The sequence below is a fragment of the Pararhizobium sp. PWRC1-1 genome, assembly GCF_049897905.1.
GTDB lineage: Bacteria > Pseudomonadota > Alphaproteobacteria > Rhizobiales > Rhizobiaceae > Pararhizobium.
This window is the reverse complement of record NZ_JAFCXE010000006.1, coordinates 113,249-137,864: the sequence shown is the minus strand read 5'-3', so window position 1 is coordinate 137,864 and position 24,616 is coordinate 113,249. Positions and strand designations below refer to the sequence as shown.

20 protein-coding genes and 1 riboswitch are annotated in these 24,616 nt (G+C 59.0%); of the genes, 10 read left to right on the top strand and 10 right to left on the bottom strand.

Features of this window, described 5'->3' with window-relative positions; genetic code table 11:
* Positions 1 to 90 precede the first annotated feature (90 nt).
* Together ACP7E0_RS12005 and ACP7E0_RS12000 are read right to left on the bottom strand one after the other, a co-directional pair.
* Positions 91 to 2,484 carry a putative bifunctional diguanylate cyclase/phosphodiesterase gene (locus tag ACP7E0_RS12005; protein WP_426125128.1) on the bottom strand — a complete coding sequence of 798 codons (2,394 nt, stop codon included), beginning with the start codon at positions 2,482 to 2,484 and terminating at the stop codon, positions 91 to 93.
* Entirely contained in the window at positions 2,481 to 3,524 is a 1,044-nt protein-coding gene (locus tag ACP7E0_RS12000) for a polyamine ABC transporter substrate-binding protein (RefSeq protein WP_426125127.1), read from the bottom strand. Before ACP7E0_RS12000 ends, ACP7E0_RS12005 begins: the two co-directional genes overlap by 4 nt.
* A gap of 214 nt (positions 3,525 to 3,738) precedes the next feature.
* Between ACP7E0_RS12000 and ACP7E0_RS11995 the strand changes: the two genes are divergently transcribed.
* Positions 3,739 to 4,167 (top strand): CopD family protein, encoded by a 429-nt coding sequence (locus tag ACP7E0_RS11995; RefSeq protein ID WP_426125126.1) that lies wholly within the window; start codon positions 3,739 to 3,741, stop codon positions 4,165 to 4,167.
* Positions 4,168 to 4,169: 2 nt separating this feature from the next.
* Here the strand turns inward: ACP7E0_RS11995 and ACP7E0_RS11990 are convergent, their stop codons facing one another.
* Positions 4,170 to 5,369, bottom strand: a complete 1,200-nt coding sequence (locus ACP7E0_RS11990; protein WP_426125125.1) for an MFS transporter — start codon at positions 5,367 to 5,369, stop codon at positions 4,170 to 4,172.
* 111 nt (positions 5,370 to 5,480) lie between these two features.
* Here ACP7E0_RS11990 and ACP7E0_RS11985 point away from each other — a divergent pair, with 111 nt between their 5' ends.
* The 3 genes from ACP7E0_RS11985 to ubiA all read left to right on the top strand — a co-directional run bounded on the left by ACP7E0_RS11985 (position 5,481) and on the right by ubiA (position 8,374).
* A complete protein-coding gene (locus tag ACP7E0_RS11985) occupies positions 5,481 to 6,296 on the top strand; it encodes an AraC family transcriptional regulator (protein ID WP_426125124.1) in 816 nt (271 codons plus the stop codon).
* Between the two features lie 252 nt (positions 6,297 to 6,548).
* Positions 6,549 to 7,358: a MipA/OmpV family protein gene (locus ACP7E0_RS11980; RefSeq protein WP_426125123.1), complete on the top strand. Its 810-nt coding sequence runs from the start codon at positions 6,549 to 6,551 to the stop codon at positions 7,356 to 7,358.
* A gap of 56 nt (positions 7,359 to 7,414) precedes the next feature.
* Complete coding sequence (gene ubiA / locus ACP7E0_RS11975) at positions 7,415 to 8,374, top strand: 4-hydroxybenzoate octaprenyltransferase (protein ID WP_426125122.1); 960 nt, start codon at positions 7,415 to 7,417, stop codon at positions 8,372 to 8,374.
* A gap of 328 nt (positions 8,375 to 8,702) precedes the next feature.
* On the opposite strand, the gene ACP7E0_RS11970 is transcribed toward ubiA, so the two are convergent.
* A complete protein-coding gene (locus tag ACP7E0_RS11970) occupies positions 8,703 to 9,269 on the bottom strand; it encodes a DUF6101 family protein (RefSeq protein WP_426125121.1) in 567 nt (188 codons plus the stop codon).
* Positions 9,270 to 9,619: 350 nt separating this feature from the next.
* On the opposite strand from ACP7E0_RS11970, the gene ACP7E0_RS11965 reads away from it, so the two are divergent.
* Positions 9,620 to 11,929 (top strand): DUF1217 domain-containing protein, encoded by a 2,310-nt coding sequence (locus tag ACP7E0_RS11965; RefSeq protein ID WP_426125120.1) that lies wholly within the window; start codon positions 9,620 to 9,622, stop codon positions 11,927 to 11,929.
* 14 nt (positions 11,930 to 11,943) lie between these two features.
* Here the strand turns inward: ACP7E0_RS11965 and ACP7E0_RS11960 are convergent, their stop codons facing one another.
* Complete coding sequence (locus tag ACP7E0_RS11960; protein ID WP_426125119.1) at positions 11,944 to 13,374, bottom strand: FAD-binding oxidoreductase; 1,431 nt, start codon at positions 13,372 to 13,374, stop codon at positions 11,944 to 11,946.
* Positions 13,375 to 13,378: 4 nt separating this feature from the next.
* On the bottom strand, positions 13,379 to 14,353 hold the full coding sequence (locus tag ACP7E0_RS11955; protein WP_426125118.1) for an L-threonylcarbamoyladenylate synthase: 975 nt from the start codon (positions 14,351 to 14,353) through the stop codon (positions 13,379 to 13,381).
* A 225-nt stretch (positions 14,354 to 14,578) separates the two neighbouring features.
* On the opposite strand from ACP7E0_RS11955, the gene ACP7E0_RS11950 reads away from it, so the two are divergent.
* A complete protein-coding gene (locus tag ACP7E0_RS11950) occupies positions 14,579 to 15,640 on the top strand; it encodes a diguanylate cyclase domain-containing protein (RefSeq protein ID WP_426125117.1) in 1,062 nt (353 codons plus the stop codon).
* Here the strand turns inward: ACP7E0_RS11950 and ACP7E0_RS11945 are convergent, their stop codons facing one another.
* Positions 15,641 to 16,246, bottom strand: coding sequence for a DUF6656 family protein (locus ACP7E0_RS11945; protein ID WP_426125116.1), 606 nt, complete (start codon positions 16,244 to 16,246; stop codon positions 15,641 to 15,643).
* 355 nt (positions 16,247 to 16,601) lie between these two features.
* Positions 16,602 to 16,800, top strand: a riboswitch (cobalamin riboswitch).
* A 123-nt stretch (positions 16,801 to 16,923) separates the two neighbouring features.
* On the opposite strand from ACP7E0_RS11945, the gene ACP7E0_RS11940 reads away from it, so the two are divergent.
* From ACP7E0_RS11940 to ACP7E0_RS11930, 3 genes are all read left to right on the top strand, one after another.
* On the top strand, positions 16,924 to 18,174 hold the full coding sequence (locus ACP7E0_RS11940) for an aromatic ring-hydroxylating oxygenase subunit alpha (protein WP_426125115.1): 1,251 nt from the start codon (positions 16,924 to 16,926) through the stop codon (positions 18,172 to 18,174).
* A 1-nt stretch (position 18,175) separates the two neighbouring features.
* Positions 18,176 to 19,273 carry a 2Fe-2S iron-sulfur cluster-binding protein gene (locus ACP7E0_RS11935; protein WP_426125114.1) on the top strand — a complete coding sequence of 366 codons (1,098 nt, stop codon included), beginning with the start codon at positions 18,176 to 18,178 and terminating at the stop codon, positions 19,271 to 19,273.
* Positions 19,274 to 19,595: 322 nt separating this feature from the next.
* Positions 19,596 to 19,811, top strand: a complete 216-nt coding sequence (locus tag ACP7E0_RS11930) for a hypothetical protein (RefSeq protein WP_426125113.1) — start codon at positions 19,596 to 19,598, stop codon at positions 19,809 to 19,811.
* A 26-nt stretch (positions 19,812 to 19,837) separates the two neighbouring features.
* Here the strand turns inward: ACP7E0_RS11930 and ACP7E0_RS11925 are convergent, their stop codons facing one another.
* Positions 19,838 to 21,490 (bottom strand): phosphoethanolamine transferase, encoded by a 1,653-nt coding sequence (locus ACP7E0_RS11925; RefSeq protein ID WP_426125112.1) that lies wholly within the window; start codon positions 21,488 to 21,490, stop codon positions 19,838 to 19,840.
* A 275-nt stretch (positions 21,491 to 21,765) separates the two neighbouring features.
* The gene (locus ACP7E0_RS11920) at positions 21,766 to 22,758 is read right to left on the bottom strand and encodes a glycoside hydrolase family 25 protein (protein WP_426125111.1); all 993 of its coding nucleotides are present in this window, start codon (positions 22,756 to 22,758) and stop codon (positions 21,766 to 21,768) included.
* Between the two features lie 190 nt (positions 22,759 to 22,948).
* On the opposite strand from ACP7E0_RS11920, the gene ACP7E0_RS11915 reads away from it, so the two are divergent.
* Complete coding sequence (locus ACP7E0_RS11915) at positions 22,949 to 23,428, top strand: BA14K family protein (protein WP_426125110.1); 480 nt, start codon at positions 22,949 to 22,951, stop codon at positions 23,426 to 23,428.
* Positions 23,429 to 23,488: 60 nt separating this feature from the next.
* Here ACP7E0_RS11915 and ACP7E0_RS11910 read toward each other — a convergent pair whose 3' ends face one another.
* Positions 23,489 to 24,481, bottom strand: coding sequence for a transporter (locus ACP7E0_RS11910; RefSeq protein WP_426125109.1), 993 nt, complete (start codon positions 24,479 to 24,481; stop codon positions 23,489 to 23,491).
* Positions 24,482 to 24,616: the final 135 nt, after the last annotated feature.

Below are 24,616 nucleotides of genomic sequence, written 5' to 3'. Positions count from 1 at the left end.
CTCCCGCAATCCGCAGTGTTGAGGTGCGGTTAAGGCGAGGGCGCTCCAAGGTCAAGGCAAAATCGGTGCAATGCCCGCGATACAGGCGCTTCAGAGTAAGCTTGAAGATGCCGAAAGGAGGCTATGCTCGTGGAACGGCACATGACCGTCTACGGCGCCGGCAATTTTTACAGTCTGTCTCAACGCCCAGATGGTCAGATCGGGGAGCATCAGCGGCTTGCTGATAAGGTAACCCTGAAAATGGTCGCAGCCGGCCGCATTCAGCATCGCAAGTTTCTCGTGGGTATCGACGCCTTCGCCGACCACCGACATGTTTTGCGCATGGCAAAGCGCGATCATCGCCTTCAAGGCCGGCAGCGATGCCTCGTTGGCGAGGTTTTGCACCATGGCCCGGTCGAGCTTGATGGTGTCGGCTGTATATTCGATGATCTGCTGCACGGAGGTATAGCCGGCGCCGAAATCGTCGATGGAGATACGGAAACCGCGTTCACGCAGGGTCTCGATGTTGCGGCGCAGCTGGTCGCCAAGCTTGACGGCATAGGTTTCCGTCAGTTCGATCTCGATGGTGCGTGGATCGAGCCCGTGACGTGCCGCGCAGTCGGAGAAATAATCGCTGATCGATTTGGAGTGCAGTTCCGCCGACGAGATGTTGATCGCAAGTAGGGTTTCCGGCCCGAACAGCTGCTTCAGCCGATGGTGTTCCGACATCGCCCGGTTGATCACCCACCAGTCGATTTTGGTAAACAGGCCGGTGCTTTCGGCGATCGGTACGAATTCGTCCGGTGTGACATTGCCAAGCGTTGGCGACAACCAGCGCAACAGGGCCTCGCAACCGATCACCTTGCCACCGGTATCGACGATCGGCATGTAGACGAGGTGAAATTGCTCGTCGGGATCGACCAGCCGCAGTTCCTCCTGGATATGGCGGATGCGGTCGCGCTTGTCCTGCAGCGCCCGCGAAAAGCGCGAGGAACGGCTCTTGCCGTTGGTCTTTGCCTGGTACATCGCCGCATCGGCATTGGAAATCAGTTCGGCAAGGTTGGTGGCATCCGTGGGGCAGATGGCGACGCCAATGCTGGCCGTGACCGGATAATATTTGCCGCGCACTTCGAAACCGTTGGAAAACAGCGCAAGGATCGCGGCGCACATTTCCCTGATCGTGCCGTCACGCGGCGTAGATTGCACCAGAACCGCAAACTCGTCACCGGACAGCCGGGCAAAGACAACCGGCTCCATCTGCCGTCGCGCAACGATGACGCCGATTGCAGCCTCGATCCGCAGCGCCAGCGTCTTCAACAGGTCGTCGCCGACCTCGTGGCCATATTTGTCGTTGACGAACTTGAAGTGGTCGATGTCGATGAACAGAAGACTGCAATGGCCACCCTGTGCCGTGACCCTGTCGATAATATCGGCGGCGAGCATGTTGAAATGGGCTCGGTTGCTGATGCCGGTCAGCGTATCGGTCCAGGACGTCTGCTGCACCAGCTTCAACGCGCGCTGCGATTGATCGTGCAATTGCTTGATATTGCCGGTCAGCCGGCCGATTTCTCCTTCGGCACCGGTTTGCTTGATGTCTTCGTTCTCACCGCTCATCACCGCCGTCACTTGGCGGTCGAGAGCCGAAATCGGGTTGGTGATGAACCGACGGATCAGCGCAATCATCAGGCCGACGGAGACAAAGCTCATCACCATCGCACCAAAAATCAGGAGTAATTTCAACTGCCCCATATTGCCGGACCCGTGGGACGGCGGCACCGTCAGGGTTACAAACAACGAGGGTGCCATTCGAACGGATGCGGAAAGATTGCTGGGCGGCTGCGGCTGCGGCGCGGTCTCGAAAGTGATCTCGGTTTCATATTCGTGCTGCAGGGTGCGCTGCATGCTCAGGAATTGCGTCGGCTCGATCGCAACCTGCACCAGAAGCGCATCGGCTTTTGCGCTCGGCAGCGGGCGGCTGAAGGTGACGGGGTCGATGAATTCCGAGTAGACGATCAGCTGACGTGCGTCGTCGTCGTGCAGAAAGCTCCAGTCCCGCAACTGGCTGCCACCGGCAAGCCGGCTTGCCAGCGCAAATTGCGGTGCACCGATCTCGGCGAACGGATCATCGCTGTTTTCAAAATAGTAACCCGGTGTCAGATCGGGATTGAGAATGGCGAAGGAGATGAATTTCTTCGGGTCATCAGACAGCGAGCGCACACTCTGCTGCAGCCGCAGGCCAAGCGCGTTGTTGCGGTAGGCCTCATCCGGTTCCGACACGAACAGTCGAACAGCGTTGCCTTCCAGGATCGAGTAGAGAAAGCTTCTACTCTGGCTGACCTCGTTGCGAAACAACGCGGCCATATGGTCGAGCTGTTGCGAAAGCCGTGCCCGCTCCAGAGCCAGAACGGAGTGGCCCTGTATGACATAGACCGAGAGGGCGGCCAGCAGGTAGCCTGCCAGGACGACCGGAAAGATCAGGAAGAACGCGCGTTTGCCAAGTGTCACTGGAAGTTTGCCATCGAGCTGATGATGCGCCGGCGCGTCTGGATCGATTGGATCGACAATTCCTTCTGGTACTGGCTCTTGGCCAGGATGTCGGCGGGCGGATATATTTCCTGGTTGGACCGCATTTCCGCAGGGATCAGTTCGAGCGCCGTTTCGCTGGCGGTGGGCATGGTCAAGGCCTCGGCGTTATCAGCCGCACTTTGCGGCGAGCCGATGAAGTCAACCAATTGCAGCGCGAGCGCCTTGCGCGGCGAGGCGGCGGTGACCGCCATGCAGTCGAGCCAGGAGAGGGTGCCTTCCTTCGGTACCGCGTAGCGCCAGACACCGGGCGTGCCGGCCTTGTCGTTGAGCACGTGCTGGTCGCCGCTATAGGCCAGCGCCATATAGATGTTCTTGCCGTGTTCGGGGTTCTGGATCGAGGTGATCACATAATCGTAGGTGAGAACGAAGGGGGCCTGCTTCTTCATGACCTCGAAGGCGGCTTTCAGCGTCTCGTTGTCATTGGCGTTGATCGATTTGCCCAGCATGGCCAGCGGCGCGACAAAGGCCTCGTTGTGATCGTCGTACATGGCGATATGTTTTGTCAGCGCTGGATCCGGCGACATCAGGTCGTGCCAGGACGTCGGCGTGGTCTTCACCATGTCGGACCGGTAGACGATGCCCATCGTACCCCAGAGATAAGGCATTCCATAGCCGGCGCAACGGGACGTCCACTCGGGCTTATAGTCTTTCATCGAGGTGACATTCTTGTCCGACAGCGGCTCCAGCACGCCGCGCTTGCCAAACAGGTCCGCTCCATTTTCGCCGATGACGGCAATGTCGATATTGCTGCCAGGGTCCGAAAGCACTTCGTCGCGTGCATCGCCGCTGTCGTAATAGACCCGGTGCACGCCAACGCCGGTCTTCTCGGTCCAGCGATCGATGATCTTCTGGTCGATATAGGATTCCCAGATCAACAGGTTGAGCGTTTCCGCATGCGCGGGCGCGGCAACGAATGACGCAGCAAGCGCAGCAGAAACGGCAACAGACGTTTTGCGCATTGAAATGACCCCGATAGTCCCCGGCATGAACCTTAGCGCGCAATGCTTGATGAATACTTACAATGGGATGCGCTGGGTTGCAGTTGGGTTGAAATATCGCGGCACATCGCGCAATGCCGGCATCGCAGCTTTGCTGCGACATCACGGCGGCCCGCTGCATCTCGAAATGCGAGGAATTTGATGTCAATCATGGACGTGTTCAGGAGGAACGTCCGTGAGTTATCTGCTTTTCAAATCCCTGCATATTGCCGCCGTCATCACCTGGATGGGTGGCATGGTGCTTTCGTCGGCTGCGATGCTGTGGCTGTGTTCCGCCAAACGGCCGCGCATCGAGCGTGAAAGAGAGGTCATCGCAGCGCTCAAGCGCTGGGACAGCCGCGTAACCTCGCCGGCGATGGGGCTTGCCTGGGTGTTCGGGATCGTCATTGCGGTGGAGGGCGACTGGTTCAGTCAGCCCTGGCTGCATGCCAAGCTGGCTCTCGTCATGGCCGTGTCGGCGCTGCATGGAAACCTGTCGGCGAGCCTGCGGCGGTTACAGGTAGATCCGGCCCGCGAGCCGCCCGGTTACTTGAAGTATTCCGGGCTTTTCACGCTCGCGGCCATGTTCGGGACCGTGCTTTTGGTCGTGCTCAAACCGTTCTGATCTTACCGGTGGCTGGGAAGCTTCGGCAGGAAGATCGTCAGGAGTCCGAGCAGCGGCATGTAGGAGCAGAGCGTATAGACGAACTCGATGCCGTTGCGATCGGCAAAGATGCCGAGAACCGCAGCGCCGATGCCGCCGAAACCGAAGGCAAAGCCGAAGAACATGCCGGCGATCAGGCCGACGCGGCCAGGCACCAGTTCCTGAGCAAAGACCACGATGGCCGAGAACGCCGAGGAGAAGATGAAGCCGATGATGATCACCAGTGCCGCCGTCCAGAACAGGTTGGCATAGGGCAGGAGCAGCGCGAAGGGGATGACGCCGAGGATCGAGAACCAGATGACGAAGCGTGCACCAAAACGGTCACCGATCGGCCCGCCGAAGATGACGCCTGCAGCCGATGCGCCGAGGAACAGGAACAACAGCATCTGCGCTTCCTGGACGCCGACGCCGAACTTCTCGATGGTGAAGAAGGTGAAGTAGCTGGACAGGCTGGAGAGATAGGCGTTCTTCGTCGCCGTCAGGATGACGAGAACGATCAGCGTCCAGATGACCTGATTGCGCGGCAGCGGCAAGGTGCGGCTGACCGGTTTGCGGCCGGCCGAACTGCGGCGGTGACGGGTGTACCAGACGCTCACCCAGGACAGAACCATGAAGCCGGTCAACGCGATGACCGAGAACCAGCTGAGGCTGCCCTGTCCCTGCGGAATAACGATGAAGGCAGCCAGCAACGGCCCGATCGCCGTGCCGGTATTGCCGCCGACCTGGAACAGCGACTGGGCAAGGCCATGGCGCCCGCCCGAGGCAAGTCGCGCGACGCGCGATGCTTCCGGGTGGAAGATCGCCGAGCCGATGCCGATCAGGCATGCGCCGATGACCAGCACATAGAAATGGTGGGCATTGGCAAGGGTGATCAGGCCCGCGCAGGTCGACAGCATCGCAGCCGGCAGCGAAAACGGCATCGGCCAGCGGTCGGTCACGACGCCGACGGCGGGCTGCAGCAACGACGCAGTCACCTGGAATGCAAAGGTCAGAAGGCCGATCTGCACGAAATCGAGCGCATAGTTCTCCTTCAGCAGCGGATAGAGCGAGGTCAGCAGCGACTGCATGATGTCGTTCAGCATGTGGCAAAAGCTGACGGCCACGATAACGGAGACCGCAGTCTTTTCCGGGCTGACGCCCGTGGGTGATGTGATGCTCGCCATGCTGTCTTCCTCGCCGGACGGATATTGTAAATACGAATATGCGCTGTCTCTACATCGCTTGATGTTGGCCTGCTTTTGTGGTCTGGTCGCATTCTTTCGTGAGTGGGCCAAATGCAACAATACGACATGAAATCGGGCGATCCTGCAGGCGACGATACCCATCTTGAGAACCTGCGGTGGATTGATCTGAACGATGATCCCATCACGGCGCTGGGGCGGCGCTACCAGGCCGGCTCCCGCGGGCTGCCGCACAGCCATACCAAGACACAGCTTTGGTGTGCCCGACGGGGTGTTGTTCTGGTCAATACCGCAGGCGGACGATGGATGATCCCGCCCGGTCACGGCTTGCTTATTCCTGCCGGCCTTGAGCATTTCAGCGAGATGATCAGCGATGTCGAAATGCACTCCATCTACGCCGAAACATCGGTGATTTCGGCCGATCAACCGCGCGTGCTGGAGGTGACGCCGCTCGCCGCCAGCCTGATGGAGGAGCTGGTCCTGTCGGAGGAGAAACCGCTGACCCCGCGCCGCAAACGGCTGATCATCGAGCTTTTGCTGGATGAAATCGGCCAACTGCCGGAGCGGCCGCTCGGCCTGCCGTTTCCCAGTGACGCGCGGCTTGGCCGCCTGTGCAGGCATTTTCTGAAGTCGCCCGACGCCAATGCCGGTATTGACGAATGGGCAAGTGGTCTCGGGATGAGCCGCCGCTCCTTTACCCGCCTGTTTCGTGCAGAAACCGGCGTCAGTTTCGTTACCTGGCGCCAGCAGGCCTGCATTTTCGCCTCGCTGCCGCGTCTGGCCGAAGGCGAACCGGTGACCAATGTCGCGCTCGATGCCGGGTATGAAAACATCGCCGCCTTTACCACGATGTTCCGGCGGATGCTGGGGAGTTCGCCCAGTACCTATCTGAAGTCTCGGTTGGCCTGAGGCGCGTTTTTGACAGGTTGTGTGTCAATCCACGATTTTCTGTCTGGCCATATGCTTGTAAAGACAGGAACTCTTTCATGCGGATCCGGAGATATGGAAAAGAAAGGCTGAAGGCTTCTGGTTAACGGGATGGTAGTGAGCTAAGGCCTATAACCGCGCCGAAACGAACCGTTTCAGTTTGCCCCGTTCCAAGATGCTGGCATGTGACTGCCTGTGTCTGACCATCGTGGGCTTTGTATCCGGAGTTCCGAATTGTTCCGCCGATCTGCCCTTTCCCTATCCGTTGGTCTTTTTCTCGCCGTCTCTTCCGCTGCCCAGGCGCAGGAGCGCCAGCATTTCTGGTCCGGAGACTGGTACCTGAAAGTCGGTGCCACGGGTTTTATCGGGCCGAAATATGATGGCTCGTCCGATCGCCTGTTCCAGGCAGCGCCGCTGATTTCGCTCGGCCGGGCCGGCAGCACAGTGCGGTTTTCCTCGCGCAACGACAATCCGGCCTTTGCCTTTGTCGACAAGGGCGCCTTTCGCGCCGGTGTCGTCGGCAAGCTGATCTTTGAACGCGATGACGATACCTCGTCTGATCTCAAGGGGCTCGATCCCGTCCGCTTCGGCGGCGAACTCGGCGGTTTCGCTGAGGTTTATCCGACTGACTGGCTGCGTATCCGCGCCGAACTGCGCCAGGGTATCCGCAGCCACCACGGTCTTGTGGCTGATGTTGCAGCCGACGGTTTTGTCGACGTCAGCGACAATGTGCGCGTATCCGCGGGCCCCCGTCTTTCGGCCGCAACAAGCGATTATTTCGACGCCTATTATGGCGTCAACGCTTCTGAATCAGCAAAATCAGGTTATTCGCAATACAAGCCGTCAGGCGGACTGAGTTCGGTCGGCGCCGGTGCTGCCATCACATGGCAGGCCACAGAAAAGCTCGAAACGGCCGCCTTTGCCGAATACAAGCGGCTGATGGGCCCGGCGGCGGACTCAAGCCTCGTCAAGGAGGGCGGCAGCCGCAACCAGTTTCTGGTCGGTCTTTCCGCCACCTATCGCTTCGATTTCACGCTGGATTGAGTTCCGCCCGGACCTGATCGCTTGACCGCGCTTCCTCGTGGTAGCAAACAGGTCGAATGAGCACCAATTCCGCCGATTCCGGGCGCGTCCATGATGCGCCCTCCAACAACTGGGTCTACCGGGTCCTGCCAAGGACGCTATGGCCTTACGCGCAGCTTGCCCGGTGGGACCGGCCGATCGGCTGGCAATTACTGATGTGGCCATGCTTCTGGTCGGCGGCACTGGCAGGCAATGCTGCGGTTTCCCTCGGCACGTTTTCAGCGAGCCGATTCGCCTTTCACCTCCTGCTGTTCTTCATCGGCGCTGTCGCCATGCGCGGCGCTGGCTGCACCTATAACGATATCGTCGACCACGACATCGACATGGAAGTGGAGCGCACACGCTCGCGGCCGCTGCCGTCTGGCCGTGTCACGCGGTTGCAAGCCAAGATCTTCATGGTGCTGCAGGCTCTGGCCGGCCTGATCGTGCTCCTGCAATTAAACGGCCTGTCGATTTTTCTCGGTGTCTTCTCGCTGGTCTTCGTCGCCATCTACCCCTTTGCCAAGCGCTTTACCGACTGGCCGCAGTTCTTTCTTGGACTAGCCTTTTCCTGGGGCGCGATCATGGGCTGGTCGGCGGAGTTCGGGGCGGTCGGACTGGCGTCGATCGTGCTTTATCTCGCAGCCATCGCCTGGACCGTCGGCTATGATACGATCTATGCCTATCAGGACAGGGAAGACGATGAACTGATCGGTGTACGCTCGACCGCACGCCGGTTCGGCGAGCGCCCGCGCCCGTGGCTGTTCGGCCTCTACGGGCTCACAGTTTTCCTGCTGTTCGCCGCGTTTGCCATCGCCGGTGCAGGCCTGCTCGCATATGTTGGCCTGCTGGTGGCGGCTGTCACGCTGTTTTATCAGATCCTCGTGCTGGATATCCACGATGCCAGACAATGCCTGACCCTGTTCAAGTTCAACAACATTGTTGGACTGATCCTCTTTGTTGGGCTTAGCGCGGCCCTTCTTGTACGGCTGGTGTGAAGCAGCGGGCATAAAAAAGCCCTCCGGATGGCCGGAGGGCAGTGGTCCGCCGTCACAATTTTGCGTCAGGCCCAGCTCAGTTCCTGATCGCGATTCTTCTTCGTCTTGCTGACGCGGGCGGAAAAGGCGGCAATGGCCGCGAGGATGAATTTGCGCATGGTTTGTCTCCTTCTCGTGCCGGCAATGTGCAGGCCGCCTGTGGCGCCAAGAAGGCATTATCAAGGTTTTCCAATGACTTGTTAATGCACTGAAAACAAAAAACAAAAAACCGGCCGCAGGGACAGCCGGTCTTTTGCACTGGAGAAACGCTTGCAGATTATGTCGAAAATCAGTTCCGGGCGATGATTTCGCGGCCGTCGATCTTCAGATTGACGCCGAGGCTGCCGGTCGAACGGCGCATCAGGAAGCGCGGACGGCGATCATTGAAAAGCGAATGACGGCGGCGCGGCTTGATTTCGCGGGTGCGGACTTCGCCGAGATGATCCTCGAGCGGCCGGGCAACACCATCGGCTTCGACCATCAGCATCGGGATCCGGTAGGCTTCAGACCAGGTGCGCCAGTCGGCGGCGATGTCGGCAAGGTCATGGGCGACCAGAAGCGGAATGCACAGCTCCGGGTCATCGTGATGAAGTTCGAGCGTCACGGTCACTTCTCCGTCTCCATGGTCGATGGCGCGAGCCGCGACACCCTTGAAAGCGCGAGCCGGCAGCGCGATCGAAAGCGGCAGTCCGCTGGATGGCAGAACCTTACGCAACACTGCTCCGCGCTCATCCAGACTGATGGTGACATTGCTTGCCTGTCCGTGCAAGCTGTAGCTTGCCTGCTGGGGGAAGCGTTTCGGATCCAGTCGCAGTGTGGTTTCAACCCAAGCCGGTTGTGAAAGTGTCTTCAGCATTTCAATCGCCCTTGTTTTCCTTGAGAGCCGGTTACCGGTCTTCTCGTCGGGACTTTTCGTCCTCTATGACCCAAGGATAGGCGGCTCCCCTTTGAGACCGCTTAAAAATCGCAGTTAAAAAACTTTGCATTTCCTGATGGTTAGCAAAGGCTCACCCAGCAGGGTTTCTCAAATCTGAAAAAAATAGACAGTATTCTTTATGACCCCTTGATGCCGTATCTCCGGTTGCGCGAAAAGCCACGCACAAGGATGACCGGCGATGGTACCGGAGATCATGGCCGCACTGCGCGGCATTGCGTCCGTATGGGCGCATAGGGATCGGGCAATTTCAGGCGATCGGCAGAGCGGCAATGGTTTCCACATTCATCGACTACAATCTCATCACCCGGGATATGAAGACGAGCCTTCAGCGCACGGCACAGCAAACGCTGATTGCCCGCGAAACTGAATATTATAAGGAAAACATCGGCAACGTTACCTCGATCGATGACTTCCTGGACGACTACCGGCTCTATTCCTATGCCATGAAGGCCCACGGCTTGGAAGATATGACTTATGCCAAGGCCTTCATGCGTAAGGTCATGGAGAGTGATCTTAGCGACGATAACAGCTACGCCAATTTGCTGACTGATGAACGCTACCGCAACTTCGCAACGGCGTTCAATTTCTCGCAGTCCACCGAGGTGGTCCAAAGCGATGCACAGGAAGACGCGCTGATCGGGCTCTATACCCAGAGCCTCACCAACAGGGGTGATGCCGTTAAAGAGGACTCGCGTTATTTTAACGCAGTGATGGACACGGTCACCAATGTCGATCAGCTGTGGGGAAACAGCAAGCTTAAGGATTACGTCCTCACCGCCTTCGGTTTCGATCCCCGCTATGTCTCCTATGAGCATTTCAAAGGGGTCGTCACCAGCGACGTTCTCGATCCGAACAGCTACGTGAACACGGCGGACGCGAGCTACAAGCAAAGCCTGCGGGACAAGATTGAGGCCGTTAAAAGCATTTCGACGCCGGAGGACCTTGCCAATCCCAAGAGTGCACCCAGCAAGCTGATTGCGCAGTACAATGCCGTGATCGCCAATGCGCCGGACTACAAGCCGCTCGCTGCAGCCTTCAATTTTCAAAATGACGGGACGCTGGCGCCGGGTGACAAGGCGATGTCGGATATCCAGAAGGCTTTAGCCAACGAAGCCTATGTCTTCATGCAGCCGCGGCTTTCGCCAGCGGCCGCGCAGGTCAACAAGGCATTCTACGATTCGGCGATCCAGAACGTCACGAAGGTCAGCGATATCACCGGCAACAGCCGGTTGTTCGCCTATATCCGCATTGCTTATGGCTTGCCGGCGAGCATGCTGACCACGACGATGGAAAACATCCTCACCAGCGATCTCAGCAATCCGAATAGCTATGCCAATACGCAGGGCGGCAAGGAATACGGCGCAATCTACAAGGAGCTTGCCGCCGCTTTCAATTTCCAGACGGACGGAACGCTGGCCGCCGGCGTGAAGGCACAGACCGCGGCGCAGACGAAACTCACCGATGCCTATTGGATGGATCGTTATGACGATGCCGATGAAGCGGCCGATGCAGCTCTGATCAAATCCTATCAGACCTTGATCGGCGTCGTTGCAGATGTCGACGATCTTCTATCCGATAAAAAGATCATGACGCTGGCCCTGACGGCCGTTGGTCTTGAACGGGAAGGCGATACAGCGCGCAAGCTGAAAAAGGTGCTGACCAGCGATCTCACCGATCCGAACAGCTACGTCTATACCTTGAAGGATAAACGCTACGTCGAGTTGGCAAAGGCCTTCAATTTCAAGCCTGATGGGACACTCGGCGTGCCGATGCTGGCCCAGGCTGAATCCGAAATCCTCAATACTGCAAAGTCCTATGTCATCGAGAAAAGCCGTTTCGGTACCGATGAAGACAAGAAAAAGGCAACCGCGGAATCGAAATATTACAGCGGCGAAGTCGAGAAGATCAAAACGCTCGATAGCCTGTTGTCCAACCGGCGTCTCGTCGATTTCGTCCTCGTTGCCTCAGGCCTTGATCCTGAAAAGGTCACGACGGACTATCTCCGCCAGATGTTTGAATCCGATTTCAGTGATCCAAGCAGCCCGATCAACACAAATCCGAACACCACGATCTACAAGGAGCTCGTTTCCTCCTACAATTTCGACAAGGACGGTAATCTCGCGCGTCCGGAGATCAGCATTCAGACCAAGCGCGGCCTGCTGGAAACCGAGGATCTCTATCTCAATCAGAGCCTGGAAGAGCAGAAGGGTGAGGACAATGCCGGTGTCCGTCTTGCGCTCTATTTCCGGCGCCAGGCATCCGGCATCGGTTCAGCCTATGACCTTTTGGCAGACAGCGCATTGCTGCAGGTCATCCGGACAGCGTTCAGTATCCCGGAAGCCATGGCCAGCGCCGATGTTGATGTTCAATACGCCTATATCAACCGCGTGATGAAAATTGAGGATCTGCACGATCCGGAGAAGCTGGACAAACTGCTGATCCGTTTCACGGCACTTTATGACGTCGAGAACAATGTCGATGTTTCCGGCGCCCAGCTGATCCTGTCGGGCGGCGGCGGGGGCGGTATCAGCGCCGATGCGTTGTTCACTCTCTCGCAGCTGCGCCTTGGCGGTCGCTGACCTCCGGTCGTTTATCAGGCTTTCAGCACCTTGCCGGGGTTCATGATCCCGGCGGGGTCGAATGCGTGCTTGATGCGTTGCATCAGATCGATCTCGATCGGCGATCGGACTTCGGCCAGTTCCTCGCGCTTCAACTGGCCGATGCCGTGTTCCGCCGAAATCGAGCCGTTATATTTCAGGACGATGCCGTGAACGATCGCGTTCATCTCGCGCCAGCGGCCGATGAACTGATCCTTGTCGGCACCGACCGGCTGTGAAATGTTGTAGTGAATGTTGCCGTCGCCCATGTGCCCGAACGAGCAGATACGGGCGCCCGGAATGGCTTTCATCACCGCCGCGTCGGCCTCCGCCATGAAAGCCGGAATGCTGGACACGGGCACGGACACGTCATGCTTGATCGACCCGCCCTCCGGTTTCTGCGCCGGCGACATGCTTTCGCGCATATGCCAGAGGCTCTTGCGCTGGGCTTCGCTGGTGGCAACAACGGCATTCTCGATGAGACCGCTGGAAATTTCCGTTTCAAGCAGCGCCTGCATCATCCTTTCGGCACTTTCGGCCGAATCCGAAGTGGAGATGTCGATCAGCGCATACCAGGCGTAAACCGTCTCCATTGGATCGCGCACGCCGGGAATGTGTTTTGCCGTGAACTCGACACCGAGGCGCGGCATCAGTTCGAAACCGGTCAGCGCCGGACCGCAGAGGCTTGAGGCCTTGTCGAACAGGGTGAGCGCATCTTCTACGCTGTTCAAACCAGCAAAGGCGACCTGATGGCCACGCGGCTGCGGAAACAGTTTCAGCACCGCGCCGGTGATGATGCCGAGTGTGCCTTCGGCGCCAATGAACAGGTCGCGCAGGTCGTAGCCGGTATTGTCCTTCTTCAATCGCCGCAGCCCGTCCCAGATTTCACCGGTCGGCAAAACGACTTCGAGGCCGAGGCAGAGTTGCCGCATATTGCCATAGGCAAGCACAGCTGTTCCGCCGGCATTGGTGGAGAGATTGCCGCCGATCCGGCAGGAACCTTCCGAGCCGAGTGACAGCGGAAACAGCCGGTCATGCGCTTCCGCCGCCTTCTGGATATCGGCGAGAATGCAGCCGGCATCGGCGACGATGACGTTACCGACCGGATCGATGTCGCGGATACGGTTCAACCGCTGCAGCGACAGGACGATATCGGCGGCCCCCGTGCGCGGTATTTGCCCTGCCACATGGCCGGTATTGCCGCCTTGAGGTACGATCGCGACACCGGTTTCGCTGGCAAGCTTGAGGATCTGCGAGATTTCCTGAACGCTGCCGGGCTTGAGCACCAATGGCGCATTGCCCTTGTAGAGGCCGCGGGATTCGACGAGATAAGGCGCAATGTCGGCCTGATCGGTCAGCGCGTTTACGGCGCCGACTATGGCGGCGAAGCGGGCGATCAGATCGGCGGAGGGCAGGGCATTGGTCATAGGGTCATTCCCGTGGGGCAGCAGCCCGTTCGATCCGGTCGAGGATTGCTTCGCCCAGACCCTCGTTGGGTATCGTGCCGAAGGCAATGGTTTTGGCGCCAGACGCATCGGCCTGTTTCATAAATGCAAACAGATTGGCGGCGGCCTCGCGCAAGTTGGCGGAGGGGCTGAGGTCGAGGATGATCGCGGCGGTTTCCTCGCCTGGCAAACGCTTGCCGCCGAAGCGGATCAGCGCTTCACCGGCTTTGACATCCGTTGCATTCAGCCGCACCGCAGCACCCGGCGCATAATGCGACGCCAGCATGCCCGGGGCTTCGATAACAGCTCCCGCCGTTTCCGGCCTTGCGACCCTCTTGCCGGTCAGCGCCTCGATATCGGCGACATCGAGGCCGCCGGGCCGTAACAGCCGGATTTCATTGCCCTCGACCTTGATGATGGTCGATTCCAGTCCGATTTCGGCAGCGCCGGCGTCGAGGATCAGTTTCAGCTTGTCGCCTAGATCCGCTTTGACATGGGCAGCGCTGGTCGGGCTGATCTTGCCGGAGGTGTTGGCGCTGGGGGCTGCCAAGGGTCTGCCAAAGCGCTTGATGACCTGCCGCGAAAACCCTTCCGGCATGCGGATGCCCAGTGTGTCGAGACCGGCGGATGCGAGCGGATGCACGCTGCTTTCCGGCTTGATCGGCAGGATCAGCGTCAACGGACCCGGCCAGAAGGCTTCGGCCAGCTTTCGCGACAGGGGATCGAAGGTGACATGCGCCTCGGCCATGGCAAAATCGGCGACATGGCAAATCAGCGGATTGAAGCGCGGACGGCCCTTCATTTCATAGATGCGGCTGATCGCATCGGGGTTGGTGGCGTCGGCCGCCAGCCCATAGACCGTCTCGGTCGGGATCGCCACCGGCAGGCCTTCGCCCAACGTCTCGCAGGCAATCGCCAAGGCGCGGTCCGGTTCGGTCCGTGTGTCTATGATCAGCGCCATCAAGCTTCCAAACGTCAATGCGCCCCTCTTGAAAAGGCAGGCAGGCGCTCCGGGTTTCCTTTACAGGGCCAGGCCGGGCGTTGCCAAGCGCATTCGAGGGCCGCCGTCAATTGTGCCTGTTCGCTACATCCGGCGTTAAGGTTTCTTAAAATGCGACAGTTCCAGTTAGCGGCGGGGAAAGTTGCCTATGCTAGCTGTCCGATCCTGCACATAGCCGGAGCCCTTATGGCCAACAAGAAATCCATGCCGAACGACCTTGCCCTGCGCATCGCCACCGCCATGCACCAGATGGGCATCGACGCCATTCCGAGGAATTACGAACTCGTCTACGAAGCCTATGGCGGCGCCAATCCGGACTTGGTTCGCGAGTTCATCGCGCTTGGCAAATACAAGTCGCAATCGGCGCTCGACGAACTTGGCCGCAAATATCTGCCGCATCACCATGAGGCAAGCGTGCTGGCGCGATCGACGACGATCGTGCGCGACGAGATGAGCAATTTCATGAACCTCTTGTCGCGCGAAAAAGACCAACTCGATGATTACGGGCGGCTGATCAGCGAGGCGACAAAAGCGCTGGTGGTTTCCGACGACGCGAGTCAGGCCGCGCTTGCCACTTCCATCCAGGCGCTGAAGCGGGCCACCGAACGGCAGGTGTCGCACAATGCCGAACTGGAGCAGAGCGTCACCGCGCAGTCCACCGTCATCGCCGGTGTCCAGAAAGATCTTGCCGACTTCGAAGCACGGAAGTTTTCGGATACGGTGACGGGGCTTGCCAATCGCCGTGCCTTCAACAAGGCGCTCGCCAAGGTCTATGCCGATCCCGATCTGCCGCTTGCCTGTGGCATCGCCATTGCCGAACCGGATACCAGCCGGCGCCTGTCGGCAGAACAGGCGGCCGCATTGGCTGAACCGCTGGCCCGGCATATCGGCGGCATTATCCAGCAGGCTTTTCCCTCAAGCGAACTGGTCGCCCGTTTTGACGGCACCCGCTTCGGTTTTCTGGTCAACGCAGGCGGGGAGCGGGAAGTGGTGCGGCTTGTGGCACTTTTGCGCTCGGCCTTGCGCGGCACGCATTTCAAACATCCAAAGACCGGACGCGACCTCGGCTGTGTGACGCTGTCGGTGGGCATTTGTATGTCGGACGACGCCGGCAACGCCTTCGATCTCGTCAATACGGCCGAAAAAGCGCTCGCCAGGGCGCAGGGCAAGGGCGGAGACCAGACGATCGTTCATGGAGCCGAAAACGAGCAACCGCCCGGACGCGACTGGCTGATCTACAAGCAGTGATCAGAGGCTGCTGATGATCTTGCGGAGCTGTTCGTTGCGGGCGCCGAGCAGAAGCACGTTCTTCAGCGCTTCCTTCGGATCGCGGGTGCGAAACAACAGCCCGTTGTCATGCACCGCACGGTTGACCGTCAACTTGCCTGCTTCGGCGTCCATCTCGGTTGCGACAGCGAAATACATCCGTGCGTAACCGAGCTTGATCTTCTCAAAAAAATGCTGGTCGTCGCCGATATCGGAGAAGAAATTGGCAATGTAGAACGACCAGCGGACATCCTCGAACTTGGCAAATTTCGTCCGCGCGGCCGTCACATGACAATAGCCGAGATGCGGGCTACCCGCGAGTGTGCGGTGAAAAAGCATCTTCGGGAAGCGGATCGAGCGATGGAAGCCGTTGATCCGGTCATGGGTGACCGTGCCGGCGGCCTCGAGTTTCCTGCCGGTGCGGGTGGCCACTTCCTGGTACGTCAGGTAGCGCTTTTCGGTCGGACTCCATTCCTGCTGGTGGCGGTTGATCCGGCCCGTGCGCAGGAATTCCGTATAGATCGCAGCCTTCGGTGATTGAACTGGCTGCTTGATCGCGGCGGCATCGAAATATCTCAGGTTTGACATCGGCCTGTACCAGACTGTGGCGGAGTGCGGGTAAAGCACACCGGCGCGTAATCGCTTGTGAAACGAAGCTATCGCGTTATGGTTAATGCAGTCTTGCCAGGCGCCAACCTTTTCCCTCGGTCGTTTGGCAAGGGCAGCGGCCGTATCTGTCTCGCGGGATGTCGCAAAGAGGCTGCGTCTTGGCCGATTGCCGAAGCGTTGTGCGGAAAACCGGACTTTTGCTTCAAATTCAGCAGATCATATTGTTTATGCTTATAAAATAGCCAGATTGACCATGGCTCCAAGCAATATGTTCCGTGTCGTCATTCTGGAATCGGATGTCGTTAATTGGCGGCTGTTTTTTCGAGCGTGAGGATTAGATGAAGACACTCAAGGTGCCGCCTTTATAGGGAAGGGCGGAGAATTGGGAAGCCGGTCGAAATCCGGCGCTGCCCCCGCAACGGTGGTGGAGTGAAACCTCGGCAAAAGGCCACTGGAGAAATCCGGGAAGGCGCCGGGATCGTCCGCAAGGACAGCTCCAGAGCCCGGAAACCAGCCTTGTGATGAAATTGATATCTGGGTTGCGGCGGGCAGCCGGAAGGAGAACCACTGTAACCACGCGCTCTCCCGGCGCGCCGGCGGTTCCTTTCCTGTCTGCTGCAACTTTCAAAAAAGTTGGCGAGCACAAGGAAATGACCATGGATCTCCGCAGTGAAGTCCTCCGCACATTGAAGAACCGGCGCGACACCCACAGTCTCGAACAGGCCTTCTACACCGATCCCGATCTCTACAGGCTCGATATGGAGGAGATCTGGTACAAGGACTGGCTGTTCATCGGCCATGACTGCGAAATCCCGAAATCCGGCAATTATTTCACCGTGCAGGTCGGCGAGTATCCGGTCGTCATCGTCCGCGACCGCTCAGGCACCGTCCGGGCGCTGCACAATTCCTGCCGCCATCGCGGCTCGCGCGTCTGCGCCGGTGCCAAGGGCTCGTCGGCCAAGCTTGTCTGTCCCTATCACCAGTGGACTTACGAGCTGGACGGCAAGCTGCTTTTTGCCCGCCAGATGGGCGAGGATTTCGACAAGAACCAGCATGGTCTGAAACCGATCCATTGCGAAACCATCGGCGGCTACATCTTCATCTGCCTTGCTGAAGAGGCCATGGATTTCAAGCCCATGCGCGACATGGTCTCGTCCTATGTCACACCGCACAATCTCAAGGACACCAAGGTCGCTTTCGAGAGCACCATCATCGAGAAGGGCAACTGGAAGCTCGTCTGGGAAAACAACCGCGAGTGCTACCACTGCGCGGCAAACCACCCCGAACTTTGCCGCACCTATCCGGAAGCCCCGACGGCCACCGGCGTGCAGGGCGCCAAGGATGATCCGATTATCGCCGCTCATTGGGCACATTGCGAATCGTCCGGCCTGCCGAGCGAATTCAAGATGGATCACAAAGGCCAGTTCCGCGTCGCCCGCATGCCGCTGATCGAGGGGGCTGAAAGCTACACCATGTCCGGCAAACGCGCCGTCAAGCGCCAGCTTTCCGACGATGTCAGTCAGTCCCATATTGGCACGCTGCTCTTGTTCCACTATCCGAGCACCTGGAACCATGTGCTGGCCGACCACGCCATCACCTTCCGCGTCCTGCCGCTTGGTCCCGAACTCACCCAGGTGACCACCAAATGGCTGGTGCACAAGGATGCCGTCGAGGGTGTGGACTACAATCTCGAAGAACTGACGCATGTCTGGACCGAAACCAACGACCAGGACCGCCAGATCGTCGAGGAAAACGCCTTCGGCATCCGCTCTCCCGCCTATCAGCCCGGTCCCTATTCGCCGGAACACGAAGGTGGGGTCATGCAGTTCGTCGAATGGTACACCAACTTCCTGGCTGATCGCCTGCAGGGCAGTTCCATCTCCACCCCTCTGGTTCGGGTTGCCTGACATGACGATTGCTTCATCCTTCCGGCACTTCGACGAACTGCAGCCGTTCAATGACCGCCAGCAGCTCCTGGAATGCATTTCCGTCACCGCCGAAGGGCCGGATGTAATGACATTCGGCTTCAAGGCCGACAAGGACAGCTGGTTTCGCTATCTGCCCGGCCAGTTCGTCACGCTAGAACTGCCGGTGGCGCCGGATGATCCGGTGATGCGCACCTACACGCTGTCCTCGACGCCGTCGCGGCCGTTTTCCGTGGCCGTCACCGTCAAGGCGCAGGCATCGAGCATCGGCACGCGCTGGATGTTCGACAACCTGAAGCCCGGCATGAAGCTGAAAGCATTCGGCCCGCTCGGCGACTTCTCCTTCGTGCGGCATCCGGGTGAAAAATACCTGTTCATCTCCGCCGGTTCCGGCATCACGCCGATGATGTCAATGACCCGCTGGATGGCCGATTGCGCCCCGCAGACGGACGCCTCTTTCCTGTCCTGCGCCCGCCAGCCGGATGATCTCTTGTTCCGTGACGAGCTGGAGAACATCTCCCGAAACATGCCCAATCTCAATCTCGGCTTCATCGTCGAGACGCATGCGCCGCGCCACAGCTGGCACGGGCTGCGCGGTCGCATCGAGACATCGAAGCTGGCGCTGCTGGCACCGGACTTCCGCGAACGCACCGTCTTCTGCTGCGGCCCCGAGCCGTTCATGCGCGGTGTCAAGTCCATGCTGGAAAGCGTCGGCTTCGACATGAACCGCTACCACGAGGAGAGCTTTCAGCCAGCCAATGCGCCGGACCCGGCGGAGCTTGCCATTCGCGCCGGTGTGGGGGAAGCGGATGCAACCGCAGTTTCCACCATCACTTTCACCATGGCCGGCAAGGACGCCAAGTGTCAGCCCGGCCAGACCATCCTGCAGACGGCGCGCGCAGCCGGTGTGCGCATCGGCGCTGCCTGCGAGGGCGGACTGTGCGGCACCTGCCGGGTGATGAAGATTTCCGGAGAGGTAGAGATGAACCACAGCGGCGGCATCCTCGACGACGAAATCGACGAAGGCTACATTTTGGCCTGCTGTTCGCGGCCGATCGGCGACGTACAGATCGAGGCGTGACGGTCTGTCGTTGCCCGATGTATCCGGCGCTCGCCCCTCATCCGCCCTGTCGCGCACCTTCTCCCCGTAAACGGGCAGAAGGACCAAGCGGCCAACTCCGTCATCCCCTCTCCCCGCCTGCGGGGAGAGGGTGAGGGGCAACCGGGCTCAAAAATATAATCGTGTGATGTACCTTGGCACTTCCGCCCGGCCTTGCCGCCGGCTGCTGCATCAACGTCAGCTCTTCAAAATGCACCCACCATCATAGGATGTTCAAGAGCAGCAAGCTTCGCGTAAGTTGCGAGGCCTAGTTTCGTAGGGCAATCGATACGGGGCGTGACATATGCGAACCAAAGATCTGACCTATGAGCTTCTCCAGGCCTCGAAGATGAGCGCCGAACGCAGCGACCAGAAGATGCTCGTGTTCCTCATCGAGATGGCACTCCTGGAGGCGGAACTGTCCATGCCGCCGACCATAGATATCAAGCGCTCCCATCCGATGCATATTCCCCAGATACCCCGATCCGGAGGATCACGTATCGACGTGGGGAGCACGTAACCCTCCGGACTGCCCGAATCTCCGTTTTAGGATTCCGGCACGACCGGATTTTCCTCCGCCGTCGAGCGGCAGGCGGCAAACACGTCAAGCGCTGGATTGTAGACCTTCGTGATGACGTTCATCATCCCTAGCATGGTGTGAAACAAATTGTCGTGCGAGGTCGGCGCGTCGGCATAGGTCTGGAGGCAGCTCCGGTCCAGGCCCGTCAGCTGGGCATATTGGTCGGAGAACCAGGCGATGAAGGGCACATGCGTCTGCTCCGTGGGGGCAAACATGTAGGGCGCGCCATGCAGGAACAAGCCGTTCTCGCCGAGCGACTCGCCATGATCCGACATGTAGATCATCGCCCCATCGACAGTATCCTGATGCTTCTTCAGAAGCTTGATCACTTCGGCGAGGTTATGGTCGGTATAGAGGATCGAGTTGTCATAGGCGTTGACGATCTCTTCGCGCGAGCAATCGGAGAGCTGCGGGGTGCGGCAATCGGGCTGGAAGCGCCGGAATTCCTCCGGATAACGCAGGTAGTAGGCCGGGCCGTGACTGCCGAGCTGGTGCAGCACGATGACGGTATTCTTGGTGATGCCGCCAAGCTTTTCATCGAGCTTGCCGAGGAAAATGTCGTCGAGGCATTCGCCGTCCTTGCAGAGCGGACTATCCTTCTGCTTGGTCAGGCTGGCAAAGCTGATGAGGTCGGCGATGCCCTTGCTGCCGGTATTGTTGTCCCACCAATAGCCGTCAACGCCGGCGCGGCGCAAAACGTCCATCAGCGTATCCGTGGACCGCGCCTTGCGGTCGGAATAGTCTTTTCTGCCGTAAACGGAAAACATGCAGGGCAATGAAACGGCCGTCGCTGTTCCGCAACTGGCCGTTTTGGTGAAGTTCGTTACACCGAGTGTTTTCAGCTCCGGATTGGTTTCCTTGTCATAACCATTCAGGGAAAAGTTCATGGCACGGGCGGTTTCCCCGGCGACGATGATGGTGACGACAGGTTTTTTTGTCTGCGCATACATGGGGCCGAGTATGGCGTCTGTGCCTAATGGAGCACGGACGATGCCGATCTCGCGATAGGTGCTAACCCCCAGACCGATTGCCGAGGCGATGGCCGCAAACGGCGTCAGCTTGGTCATCATGTCGCGATGCTGGCGGATGTTCGAGGATATCCCCGAATAGTTCGAGATGATCAGCCCGATACACAGCGACAGGCAGAGCGAAATAACCGCGACGTTTACGAAGAACTTGCCGATGAAGGGACGATGTTTGATCCGGATCAGGCAGACCAGTACCGATGGCAGGATGCCGTAGAGGAGAATGTGCAGGAGAAACGCGCCGGTGATGAGAGGACCGGCTTCCTGCGGCGTCGTCGACACGGCGTTGCGGATCATCTCCTTGTCGATCACCACACCGAAGAAATCCGTGTAGTAGGAAGACATTGCCCCGGCGATGAGAAGGAAGACCAGAAACGGCTTGATCAGGTATTTGACCGAGAACAGCACTACGCCAGCAAAGACGAGCAGGGTGATCGCCGCGACAAACGTGTAAAAGCCCAGGTGGAAGCCGCCGAACACATAGAGCGCTTCGTTCCGGAATGTCAGGTTCTGGAAAAAGAGAATGAAGAGGGCGACCGATAAGCTGAGCGGGATGCTGCCCATGGCGGGCCGGTTGATTAAGCGAAAATTCAAGGCAGGCTCCGGCAATCAAGGCAGGGATGGTGACAATCCCTTTCTCTTGCGCCCGTCTGCTGACAGGAGGCTGAACGTTTGTGGCTTGGCTGTTTCGGTTGAAAACGCCTGCAAACGTGAAGAGGAAAGTCCCGCCGAACAGCTCAGCGGCGCAGCGAGACTTGGAGCGGCGCGCTGTTCAGTGACGGTTCGTTAAAAAGGGTGGACAGCGTCACCCCGGACACGGCGTTTTGGCCCGCAGCGTAAATTCACGCTTACACCGCATTTGGCGATGTCTAGCGAAGGCCCAGCGGAATCGATATTTCGGCAATCGATCCCGTCATGGTCATATCAACGCCTATGCCTGCGCCGGGGAAGGATCCCGCTTTTCCAGAGGCGATCAGCAGAGGCTTGTCGAACGGTTTTTCCGGCAACAGTTCGCCCTTGGCCCAGACGGTCTTGAGTGCCTTTGCATCCATCGGAGCGACGTTGACATCGATATCGGTGAGCGTGCCGGCGACGCGGTAAGGGCAGCGCCGCTTGCCGCAGTTGGTCGCGGCGGAGAATTGCCAGAGTGCGTAAGCATCCCAGTTGCCCATCGGGAAGACATTGCGGATGCCGGGCTTGTAGCGGGCATACCAGAGCGGCAGGCGGGAGAGGATCGGGAAGCGGTCGCGGTTGGCAGCAATATACTTGGCGGTGACGTGGTTGGTATAGAGCATCGGATAGCGGCCCGTGCGGGTCTTGATATGGCCGACGAATATCGCTGCGTCTTCCAGCGACATGTATTTCTCAGGGTCGATTCCCTCGAGATCGAAAACCATCAGTTCGTCATCGCGCGGCTGAGCATAATCGAGGAAGTGATTGGCCTGGTCCACCGGGTTGCCAGGGCGGGCGAGATGGTAGGCTCCCCAGAGCAGGCCACTCGCCCGGGCGATCAGGCGCCGCGTCTGGTAGAGTTCGCGGCTGACGGCATATTTGCGCCACATCGTCTTGCAGTGCGCCACCGTGTCGCCGGCGTGATCGCCGGTGCAGTCAAAGCTCTCCGGCAGTCCGTCGGACGCCTTGGAGATGAACCCGGCAATGCGCTTGTCCTTCAGCATCGCGTCCCAGTCGATGATGTTGAGTTCGTAGGCATCGATGACAAGCGCGTGGTCCGGTGATTTCCATGGCATCAGATCGCGTGCCGATGTGTCCGGGATCAGGCCGCCACCGGAAAGCAGCGCGACGCCGAAGCAAGCGGCGAGGCGGAAAAACTTACCCAAGCGTGCGGTCCGGCGCTTTTCCATCAGCAGAGGGTGCGGAAAGATGGTTAATGGAGGATTAATGCCCAAGCCTCTTCATCGATCCTTGGTATAACACGTCTGGCGCGTGTTCCGTGAACGTGGTTAGTTGCAGTGTGCCGTGGAACAAAGACCGCCGCAAATCGTTCCATCGGCACGACAATATCGTCCGATAGCAATTGATGGAGGAGCCCCAATGGGTGTTTTCAAATTAAGGGTGGCATCGCTGGCGCTGTCCGCTGTGTTGCTGGCCACGTCATTTACGCCTTCGCAGGCTTTCACCCAGGTTCCCGTCCCAGTCGCGGCAGAACGGGCCAATGTCGAGCCCGTCCAATACACCCGCCGCGGCGATGGTCAGTACCGGCCGCGCTACACCAACCGGCGCGTCTATAACAACAGAAATGGCTATTATCGCCGGGGGAACTATTCCTACTACAACGGCCACCGGGGTTATAATTACTACCGCCCGGGTTACCGCGAATATAATGGGGTTTGGTTCCCGCTTGGCGCCTTTGCGGCCGGTGCGATCATCGGCGGTGCGGTTGCCCAGCCTCCTGCCCGCTACGGCGGCAGCCATGTCGAATGGTGCGCCAACCGCTATCGCAGCTACCGCGCCTATGACAATACCTACCAGCCGAACAACGGCCCGCGCAGGCAATGCAATTCGCCTTACTGACACGATGACTTGATCAGCACCAACTGTCGGCCGGAGACCTCGTCTCCGGCCACTTTTTCGTCAGAGGATGCCGATCCGCTTCAGGATCGTCCAGGCCACGCCCATCGACATCATGATGAGAAATCCTGCGAGCAGCGTGCCGTGAATGCCTTCGGCAAAGGGCAGGCCGCTGGTGTTCATGCCGAAAAAGCCGGTGACGAGCGTCGGCGGCAGGAGGAAGGCCGTCATCAGCGAAAGAATATAGAGATGGCGGTTGGTCTCCGAGGAGAGCTTGCTGTCGATCTCTTCATGCAATAGGCGGGCGCGTTCCTGCAGCGCGAAAACATCGCGATCAACCGCTTCCAGCCTGTCCGACAAGCGCTCCGCAACGTCGATAAATCCCTCAGGCACTTCGTCTTCTTCCGATGTGCCAGCGCGTCGCAGCAGAGCCAGCAATGTGCGCAGGTGCCGGTGCAGGCGAACGGCGGTTCTCCGGAGTGGCGCGAGCCGCGGCTGATGATTGTGGCCCGCCTCGCCATAGACATCGTCCTCGATGACGTTGAGGTCCTCGGTCAGTTCCAGCACCAGGCTGATAAGCGTGCGCTGGAATTCGACCACCATCATTTCGAACAGATCGATCGGCCGGGCGCAGCGGGCATTCTTCTCGACCGCGGCCTTGACCCGGTCGATACTGCGCAGCGGATGCAGCCGCGTGGTGATGATAATCTTTTCGGTGACGGCAAAATGCAACCAGCCGATGGTTTTCGTTTCGGCGTCAAAGGTGCGCTCGAAATCGACCAGCGTGCCATAAACGATATCGTCGGAAATGGTCACCGCCGCCTGTGTGTCATGGCTGGTCAGGGTCGAAAGCGCATTCTGCGGCAACGTTGTGATACGCTCGATCAGGGCCGGCGTGCGTGCGTCGCTCAGTGCCAGATGCAGCCACACCCAGCCGTCGCCCTCCATCAGCGCATCGATGGACGAATCGGCTGCAATCCGCACGCAACGGCTTTCGCCCGGCAGGAAGCGATAGGCCCAGACGAGCCCCGGTATTTCGGACGAGATCAAATTCATGCGGCATTGTCCCGGGAGAGGCCAGACTTCGCTGTATGCAGTTTTCGTGACAGTTTTGTTACAGGCTTGTTCACGAGCCGGGATAACGGCGCGAGATCAAATATTGACGTTTACGTAAAAATCAATAATTTCGGG

Excerpts from the sequence above, each read along its gene's own strand:
- ubiA (WP_426125122.1), top strand. The coding sequence starts at position 7,415 with ATGAGCACCAATTCCGCCGATTCCGGGCGCGTCCATGATGCGCCCTCC.
- ACP7E0_RS11930 (WP_426125113.1), top strand. The coding sequence starts at position 19,596 with ATGCGAACCAAAGATCTGACCTATGAGCTTCTCCAGGCCTCGAAGATG.
- ACP7E0_RS11945 (WP_426125116.1), bottom strand. The coding sequence starts at position 16,246 with ATGTCAAACCTGAGATATTTCGATGCCGCCGCGATCAAGCAGCCAGTT.
- ACP7E0_RS11990 (WP_426125125.1), bottom strand. The coding sequence starts at position 5,369 with ATGGCGAGCATCACATCACCCACGGGCGTCAGCCCGGAAAAGACTGCG.
- ACP7E0_RS12000 (WP_426125127.1), bottom strand. The coding sequence starts at position 3,524 with ATGCGCAAAACGTCTGTTGCCGTTTCTGCTGCGCTTGCTGCGTCATTC.
- ACP7E0_RS11935 (WP_426125114.1), top strand. The coding sequence starts at position 18,176 with ATGACGATTGCTTCATCCTTCCGGCACTTCGACGAACTGCAGCCGTTC.
- ACP7E0_RS11970 (WP_426125121.1), bottom strand. The coding sequence starts at position 9,269 with ATGCTGAAGACACTTTCACAACCGGCTTGGGTTGAAACCACACTGCGA.
- ACP7E0_RS11955 (WP_426125118.1), bottom strand. The coding sequence starts at position 14,353 with ATGGCGCTGATCATAGACACACGGACCGAACCGGACCGCGCCTTGGCG.
- ACP7E0_RS11965 (WP_426125120.1), top strand. The coding sequence starts at position 9,620 with ATGGTTTCCACATTCATCGACTACAATCTCATCACCCGGGATATGAAG.
- ACP7E0_RS11940 (WP_426125115.1), top strand. The coding sequence starts at position 16,924 with ATGGATCTCCGCAGTGAAGTCCTCCGCACATTGAAGAACCGGCGCGAC.
- ACP7E0_RS11960 (WP_426125119.1), bottom strand. The coding sequence starts at position 13,374 with ATGACCAATGCCCTGCCCTCCGCCGATCTGATCGCCCGCTTCGCCGCC.
- ACP7E0_RS11920 (WP_426125111.1), bottom strand. The coding sequence starts at position 22,758 with ATGGAAAAGCGCCGGACCGCACGCTTGGGTAAGTTTTTCCGCCTCGCC.
- ACP7E0_RS11950 (WP_426125117.1), top strand. The coding sequence starts at position 14,579 with ATGGCCAACAAGAAATCCATGCCGAACGACCTTGCCCTGCGCATCGCC.
- ACP7E0_RS11910 (WP_426125109.1), bottom strand. The coding sequence starts at position 24,481 with ATGAATTTGATCTCGTCCGAAATACCGGGGCTCGTCTGGGCCTATCGC.
- ACP7E0_RS11915 (WP_426125110.1), top strand. The coding sequence starts at position 22,949 with ATGGGTGTTTTCAAATTAAGGGTGGCATCGCTGGCGCTGTCCGCTGTG.
- ACP7E0_RS11985 (WP_426125124.1), top strand. The coding sequence starts at position 5,481 with ATGCAACAATACGACATGAAATCGGGCGATCCTGCAGGCGACGATACC.